5 protein-coding genes are annotated in these 7,977 nt (G+C 45.4%); 3 read left to right on the top strand and 2 right to left on the bottom strand.

The window, feature by feature from the left end; translation table 11 throughout:
• The first annotated feature begins 7 nt into the window (after positions 1–7).
• Both K1X84_16195 and K1X84_16190 read left to right on the top strand, forming a co-directional pair.
• Positions 8–1,537, top strand: coding sequence for a sodium:solute symporter (locus K1X84_16195; GenBank protein MBX7153170.1), 1,530 nt, complete (start codon positions 8–10; stop codon positions 1,535–1,537).
• Positions 1,534–3,393 (top strand): long-chain fatty acid--CoA ligase, encoded by a 1,860-nt coding sequence (locus tag K1X84_16190; GenBank protein MBX7153169.1) that lies wholly within the window; start codon positions 1,534–1,536, stop codon positions 3,391–3,393. The genes K1X84_16195 and K1X84_16190 overlap by 4 nt, the downstream gene beginning before the upstream one ends.
• A 51-nt stretch (positions 3,394–3,444) precedes the next feature.
• Here K1X84_16190 and K1X84_16185 read toward each other — a convergent pair whose 3' ends face one another.
• Together K1X84_16185 and purF are read right to left on the bottom strand one after the other, a co-directional pair.
• Positions 3,445–4,965 carry a long-chain fatty acid--CoA ligase gene (locus K1X84_16185; protein MBX7153168.1) on the bottom strand — a complete coding sequence of 507 codons (1,521 nt, stop codon included), beginning with the start codon at positions 4,963–4,965 and terminating at the stop codon, positions 3,445–3,447.
• Positions 4,966–5,001: 36 nt separating this feature from the next.
• The gene (purF, locus tag K1X84_16180) at positions 5,002–6,417 is read right to left on the bottom strand and encodes an amidophosphoribosyltransferase (protein MBX7153167.1); all 1,416 of its coding nucleotides are present in this window, start codon (positions 6,415–6,417) and stop codon (positions 5,002–5,004) included.
• A 275-nt stretch (positions 6,418–6,692) separates the two neighbouring features.
• Here purF and K1X84_16175 point away from each other — a divergent pair, with 275 nt between their 5' ends.
• Positions 6,693–7,751 carry a response regulator gene (locus tag K1X84_16175; protein MBX7153166.1) on the top strand — a complete coding sequence of 353 codons (1,059 nt, stop codon included), beginning with the start codon at positions 6,693–6,695 and terminating at the stop codon, positions 7,749–7,751.
• Positions 7,752–7,977: the final 226 nt, after the last annotated feature.

The raw sequence follows: 7,977 nt of genomic DNA, 5'->3' as shown, positions 1-7,977 counted from the left end.
ATTTTATATGGATGGAATAGCGTCTTCAGAGATGGTAATGGCGGGATGGACATTGGTGATTGTTTACGTAGCGGTCACATTGTTTTTTGTCATTCGTGGCGCTATGAAAACAAAAACGATGGCCGATTATGCTGTTGGAACGATTCAATTTTCTCCGGTTGCGGTTGGGTTAGCTTTGTCAGCATCCATGACGAGCGCAGCTACGTTTATTATTAACCCGGGGTTCATTGCTATGTACGGATTGAGCGGCGTGCTGTCGTACGCGATTGCACTACCCGTTGCGGCGATGGTGTCGCTGGTCATTTTAACCAAAGGTTTCCGGCATCATGGCAGTACCGTCAAAGCGTTGACATTGTCGCAATGGATAGGAACACGCTTCAAAAGCTCAGGCTATTCGCTGTTTTTTGCGTTCATCGCACTTTTGCTGATCACGTTTATTGTACTGATCTGCGTCGGACTTACTAAAGTTTTGTCGAAGACGCTCAATGTGGATGAATGGTACATACTGCTCGGCACTGTAATTTTTATTTTCGGGTATATGATGTTCGGTGGCGCTAATTCAATGGTCTACACTAATACGGTTCAATCCGTAATCATGCTGGTCGTGGCATTTATTTTATTAGGATCGGGGTACGAGCATTTTAAAAATGGGATCCAGGGCTTTTTGGATGAACTCACGGCCATTGATCCGAATCTGATCACGTGGACTAACCCGTCCAGCCCGTTGTTTCGTGATTTTTTTGAAATCATTTTTTGCCAGATGGTTGTTGGCGTAGCGATTGTCTGCCAGCCTCATATTATTACTAAATCGCTTTTACTCAAGACAGATAAGGACGTCAACCGTTATCTTGTGACGGGCGTGATTTCTCAAATGATTTTCTTTTTTGTAGTGTTTGCGGGATTGTATGCGCGTTTGACATTTCCGGATTTGAAAGCCAATGGCGTTCCTTTGAAAATGGATGGCATAATTCCGGCATATGTCGTTACTGAATTTTCGGTTTACGTTGGACTACTGGTAGTGTTAGGATTAATTTCAGCCGGTATATCGACGTTAGAAGGTTTGATTCAATCCTTGTCGACGACGATAACATCGGACATTATACAGCCATTATTTGGAAAGTATTTTCCTGCAGACGAATCGAAAAAAAACACGATTCAGTTTACAATCAATAAATTGGTTATCGCTTTTATTGGGTTCGCTGCAATTTTTATTTCGTACGATCAGTTGGTTCATCCCAACCTGAGCGTCGGTATATTTGCACAAAACGGAGTGTATGCCTATTTTGCGGCTGCGTTTGTGCCGGTGCTTTTCGGAACGTTTTTGAAAAACGTTCATAAAGCTGCGCCGATCATGGCATCGTTGACAGCCGTTGTGACTCATTTCTCAGTATACTACGGAGGGCTAACTCCATATATGCAGTCGCCGGTGAAAAATCCTGCCATTTCTGCGTCCATGGCTATTTTGTCGTCTCTTGCCGTTGGATATGTTTTGTATTTTGTCCTCAGAAAAAAATCGGATTCGAAAGAAAACATATGAATGCCTTTGATTATCCTAATGTTTTACAGCTTTTTGAAGATCAATGTGATCGTTACGCGAACATGCCATTTTTATGGGAAAAGCGCGGTCAATGGATTCCGATGACGTGGAACGAATTTCGTAACGACGTATATCGCTTTGGGGCCGCTTTGATCGAACGTGGCATCACACGAAATGAAGGTGTTGCCATTTTATCGGGGAATGTCAAGGAATGGCCGATATGCGATCTTGGAACGATCTATGCCGGTGGAGTATCGGTAGGACTTTATCCAACCTCCTCAGCGACGCAGTGTGCGTTCATGATCGACCATTCAGATTCCAAAACCGTGGTCGTCGATCATGCTCGCCAATTGGAAAAAATCTTAGAAGTACGTCCGTCACTGACAAATTTGCGTGATATTGTTGTCATAGATCCTAACGTACCGACTGATCAACGGAAGAATATCTGGAATATAAAAGATTTTCTCGCACTCGGTGACAATCATCTGCGAGTCGGACTCAAGACGATGGAAATGTTACGCCGCACGATGCAGCCTGCCGATACGATCATGTATGTGTATACGTCCGGTACAACCGGCGATCCGAAAGCGGCCATGATTTCCAACCGTTATTTTTTATATAACGGCGATTCAATCAACAACGTATTTGACTTCAAACCGCAGGAATCGATCATTTCATATTTACCGTTCTGTCACGTGGGAGAACGGATTTTTGGTTTTTCCGTTTCGTTGATTGCCGGACGTCAGTTTTATCTCGTCGAAGATTATTCGAAAGTCATTGATACGCTTATTGAAATCGACGCCGATATTTTCGGAGGCGTGCCACGGTTGTATGAAAAAATGTATGCCAAGATAACCGGACATATAGCGATAATGCCTGAAAATCAGCGATCGGAAATTCAATCTGCGTTTTCAACCGCGAGAGACTATTTTAGTTACGTTCTCAACCGGCGCGAAGCTCCACCGCAATTGACGCAGGAGTATGCATCCTTCAATGCATCCGTATTGAAACCTTTGCGGGAAATGGTGTTTGGAAAGAAAATGCGGATTTGTACATCCGGCGCGGCGCCGCTGTCGAAAGATGTTGCAGAATTTTTTGTCGCCATTGGTTCGCCGATTTACGAGGCGTACGGCTTGACGGAAAATATCTCCGCCTCGATTAATCGGCCTGATAAACATCGGATCAGTACGGTCGGGGTACCGATGCCGTATTGCGAAATTAAGCTGGCGGAGGACGGCGAAATTCTCATCAAAGGCGATAATACGTTTTCAGGCTATTACAAAAATGAAACGGCGACACGGTGGATGTTTGACGCAAACGGCGAGTGGATGTTGACCGGCGATATCGGTACATTCGACCAGGATGGATTCCTGCGCATCATCGACCGCAAAAAAGAATTATTGATCACCAGCACCGGCAAAAACATTGCGCCCGCGCCGATTGAAATTATGCTGAAATACGATACCGTGATCAGCCAGTCCATGATAGTAGGGGATGGGAAAAGTTATATTGCTGCGCTGATCACGATCAATCCGTTTGAAGCTGTTCGTTCCGTAAAAGAACTGGCGGCGACATTGCCGCACGACGTGGTGGAAAATCTGAAAAAAGGCCAATGGCCGCCGGACGGGGAAATGCGTAAATTGATCGAACAACCTGCTTTGCGCGAGCATATTCAGAATACGATTCACAAAGTGAATGCTTCGCTTAATCACACGGAACAAATCAAAAAATTTACGATCCTGCCTTTTGATTTTTCTATCGAACGCGGTGAAATTACGCCGACGTTGAAATTGAAACGGAAAGTCATTACCGAGCGCTACAAAGATATTATCGAGCACCTCTATCATTCAGCTTAGAGTTTATTCGGCAATAAGTCCACTGGATATTGGCCCTGATTGTGAATGCATTCAAAGATAGGCTTTAAAACGGAGAGCTTTTTTGTCTACTTTGTTTACGGCAGTTTTGGGAAGTTCATCCAGAAATCGAATTATTTTTGGAATTTTGTAACCGGCTAATCGTAATTTTAAAAAAGTGATAAGCTCAGCTTCAGTCAAAGAATAATTGTTTCGAGCCACGACAAATGCAACCCCGATTTCGCCCCATTTTTCATCCGGAATTCCGATTACAGCAGATTCGGCAATGCTTTCGTGGGCATGTAAAACGGTTTCGATCTCGATCGGGTAAATATTTTCGCCACCGGATATGAACATTTCTTTTTTCCTGCCGACGATGTAATAACAGCCATCGGCATCGCGGCGGGCCAGATCGCCGGTATGAAGCCATCCGTTACGGATCACGGCATCCGTCGATTCCGGCTGATCCCAATATCCCGGCGTGACATGCGGACCGGCGATAAGTAATTCGCCAACTTCATCCGTCGTACATTCCGATCCATCGGGTTTAACGATTTTTACCTGCACATGCATAAGTGGAAATCCAACCGAGCCGGCTTTTTTTTCACATAGATCGGGTGGTAGCCAGAATGTATTGGGGCCTGCTTCAGTGAGACCGTACCCGGTTTTGAAATCGACTTTCTTCGAACGGAATTTCTGAAAGATAGGAGCAGGACAGGGTGCGCCACCGGAAATTACAAAACGGCATTTTGAAAAATCCGATGCAAGCCATTCCGGAATTTCCTGCATCAGATGAAACATGGTCGGAACGCCGAAGAGAACTGAAACAGGATAATCACTGAGCAATCGAAACATTTGTGCTACGTCGAATGATTGACAAATAATGCTAGTGCCTCCGATGTAAACAAGTGGTGCCGTCAGTACGTTTAGTCCGCCTGTGTGAAAAAGTGGGGCGTTGAGGATTGTCATATCATCGTGACGTAATTCCCAAGAAGCACAAGTCTGAATGGCATTCCACAAGATATTTCCGTGCGTTAGAATCGCTGCTTTCGTCTCTCCCGTTGTTCCGCCGGTATAACATAGCACCCACGGGTCGTCGGTTGTGATATCGGCCGGCATTATATATTGATCGCTGCATATTTCCGAATCGGAAAGTAATGAGTCGGATGTTTGAGTTTGCCGGTCTACGCCTATCCAGTGATTTACGGAGGGTAGTTTATCCTTCAACGATTGGACAGTTTCGGTAAACTCACTGCAGTGTATCATGACTTCCGGTGAGGCGCTTTTAATAATCGAAGTCAGTTCCGTAGCCGGTAATCGCCAATTGAGATTTTGCAAAATTGTTCCGGTTTTGCCGCATGCGAACCACACGTCGAGGTACGACGCTGAGTTAACTGCAAGCATGGCAACACGCGTTCCTTTTTTCAATTTCAATTGGGTAAACCAATTGGCGAGACGATTAACGCGGCGATTCCATTCGGAATAAGTCGTACGTTCTCCGGAAATAGCATCAATGAGAGCGATTTTGTTGGGGGATAATTGTTCGCGGCGGGAGAGCCAGTCAAGCGCACGCATAGAGCAAATGGGTTAGTCTATTGCTGCGAGTAATAACTATTTATTCTTAGGCAGCGGCAGTTCACATTGGAGTTTGTCCGTTTGCTCGTTCACCGGCAAAGGATATTTACCGCTGAAACAAGCCGTGCAGTAACCGTGTCCATCTTGCGGAACGGCTGCCAGCAAACCTTCCATCGACAGATATTCTAAACTGTCAGCGCCGATTTGTTTACACATTTCTTCTTTGGACATGCGATTGGCAATCAGTTCGTTTTTAGTCGGAAAATCCATTCCATAATAACACGGCGACGTTACGGGAGGCGAACTGATGCGTACGTGGACTTCTTTTGCGCCGGCTTTTCGGATCATCGCAATCAATGGTTTCAACGTAGTTCCGCGGACGATCGAATCGTCGATCACGACGACTCGCCGGTCACGTAACACACCTTCAACCGCGTTGAATTTGACTTTCACTTTGAGATCGCGCATGGATTGTACCGGATGAATGAACGTGCGCCCAACATAATGATTACGGATCAAACCGAGTTCGAATTTCATTCCGGTGCGGCGCGAATAGCCGACCGCAGCCGTATTGCTGGAATCCGGAACGCTGATCACGATGTCGGCTTCTACCGGAACTTCTTCTGCGAGACGTTTACCGAGTTTTCGCCGCGCTTTGTCAACGTTGTCGCCAAAAATTTTACTGTCAGGACGTGAAAAATAGACGAATTCGAAAATGCAATGAGCCGGAGTCGGAAGATCCTTGACGACCATTTCACTATGGAGGCCTTTCGCGTCGACGACAATGAGTTCGCCGGGTTTGACGTCGCGCGTGTATTCCGCACCGATAATGTCCAGCGCACATGATTCACTGGCAATGACCGTCGCGTCGCCCATACGTCCGATACAAAGCGGTCGAATTCCATGCGGATCGCGCACGGCGATCAATTTATCTTTCGTAATCAAAAGAAGCGAAAAAGCTCCTTTGATTTGGGTCACAGCGTATTTGATCTGATCTTCGACTTTGGGAAAACCGGAATGGGCGGCGAGGTGAAGAATGACTTCCGTATCGCTGTTAGACTGAAGGATGGCGCCTTTGTTTTGAAGATCGCTTCGAAGTTGAAAATAATTGACAAGATTGCCGTTGTGAGCGGCAGCTACTTCACCGGTATTAATGATCGCAATGATCGGTTGTGCGTTTTGAAGAAAACTTCCGCCGGTTGTCGAATATCGATTATGGCCGATGGCAATATGGCCTGGGAGTTGAGCAAAAATTTTATCATCGGAGAATACATCACCGACGAGTCCCATGCCGACGTGCCGATGCAAACGTTCTCCGTCAGCCGCTACGATGCCGGTAGATTCTTGTCCGCGATGCTGAAGGGAATACAAACCTAAGTAGGCTAGTTTGGCTGCTTCCGGATGGCCGTAAATTCCAAATACGCCGCATTCTTCTTTAATGTCTTCCGACATAGTCGTGCTTTCGGGGTAAGATTTTTTTAGTCGTGCGCAATGTAATTTAAAAAACTAAATACTGCAACATTGTAATGATATTTCTGAAGCGATCGTTTTTTTAATTAATTAAATTACAAATGTTCTAATTCTTATTCGATATTCGGTATTTCAAATTCAGGTTTGTATTTTTTCTTGTTTGCCTTCCTTACAAAACTCGTTATATTATAACGGCCATTCGATCCAAACATTCCAGTTATTTCAGTTCATCCAACCAATATCCGAGGCTACCTTGCATGAAAGTCCTGATCATTGACGACAATGAGATGAACATTGCATTGCTCAAGAATCTCGTTACCAAAGCGGTGCATTGCGAGCCGGTTAATTTTACACATTCACCGGACGCTCTTCGGTGGTGCGAGCAGGAAACGCCCGATCTGGTGCTGGTCGATTACATGATGCCGGAACTTAACGGTTTGCAGTTCATCGAAAAATTCCGTCAGTTGCAAGGTAAAAAAGACATTCCTATTGTTATGATTACGGCTACGGGCGAAAAAGAAATTCGCTACAAAGCACTGGAATTAGGGGCTAACGATTTCCTGAATAAACCTATCGACAATGCCGAATTCATCGCACGTGCGCGTAACATGCTTGCATTGCAGGAAAGCCAAAAAGCTCTGGCTAATCGGGCCGAATGGCTTGCCGAAGAAGTCCGTAAAGCGACGGCGGAAATAGTATCGCGTGAACGCGAAGTGATTTTTCGTCTGACGAAAGCTGCAGAATACCGCAGTCCTGAAACAGGTTCGCACATTCTGCGCATGGCATTGTATTCCAAAGCCATTGCCCGGACGCTCGGTATGAGTGAAGAAGATCAGGATCTCATTTTAACCTCTGCGCCCATGCACGATATCGGTAAAGTCGGGACGCCGGATTATATTCTTCTCAAAACCGAAGCGCTGACCGATTATGAATACGAAATTATGAAAGAACATACGGTGATGGGATATGAAATTTTACAAGGCAGCAAATCGCCATTGCTGCAAAAGGCCGCCGAGATTGCGCTGGCGCATCATGAGAAATATGACGGCTCCGGCTATCCGAAAGGTCTGAAAGGGGAAGACATTCCGTTGAGTGCTCAAATCTGTTCTATCTGCGATGTATTCGATGCGCTCACGTCGCCACGATCGTATAAAAGAGCTTGGTCGTCTGACGAAGCACTGACTGAAATCGAACGACGGAGCGGAACTCATTTCGATCCGGGTCTCGTTCGAATCTTCAAGAAAACCCTTCCTGATATTTTATCCATCAAAGATCGTTATTCGGATAATACTCATCCGCGCGAAGACGAAAATTGACCGACCAAGGCTAACCCAAATGTGGAGTTTTGCCAATCGCGTGAAATAGTGTTGACTGTCCTTTTCTTTCCGTGTATCTTTTTATTAGTCTAATCATTTGTCCATCAATTTGTTGTTTCAATGACCACAATTACTGATGCATTGCAAAGAGAAATTTTATTTGTCGAACCACCCAAGCGTGTGATTTCGCTCATTCCGAGCATTACGGAAGCGCTTTTTGAATTAG

The sequence above is a fragment of the bacterium genome, from assembly GCA_019695335.1.
Classification (GTDB): Bacteria; CLD3; CLD3; order SB21; family SB21; genus JABWBZ01.
This window is presented reverse-complemented; position numbering and strand designations above follow the sequence as displayed.

Bases quoted from the DNA above. Each gene is read 5' to 3' on its own strand.
- K1X84_16175 (MBX7153166.1), top strand. From the start codon at position 6,693: ATGAAAGTCCTGATCATTGACGACAATGAGATGAACATTGCATTGCTC.
- K1X84_16190 (MBX7153169.1), top strand. From the start codon at position 1,534: ATGAATGCCTTTGATTATCCTAATGTTTTACAGCTTTTTGAAGATCAA.
- purF (MBX7153167.1), bottom strand. From the start codon at position 6,417: ATGTCGGAAGACATTAAAGAAGAATGCGGCGTATTTGGAATTTACGGC.
- K1X84_16195 (MBX7153170.1), top strand. From the start codon at position 8: ATGGATGGAATAGCGTCTTCAGAGATGGTAATGGCGGGATGGACATTG.
- K1X84_16185 (MBX7153168.1), bottom strand. From the start codon at position 4,965: ATGCGTGCGCTTGACTGGCTCTCCCGCCGCGAACAATTATCCCCCAAC.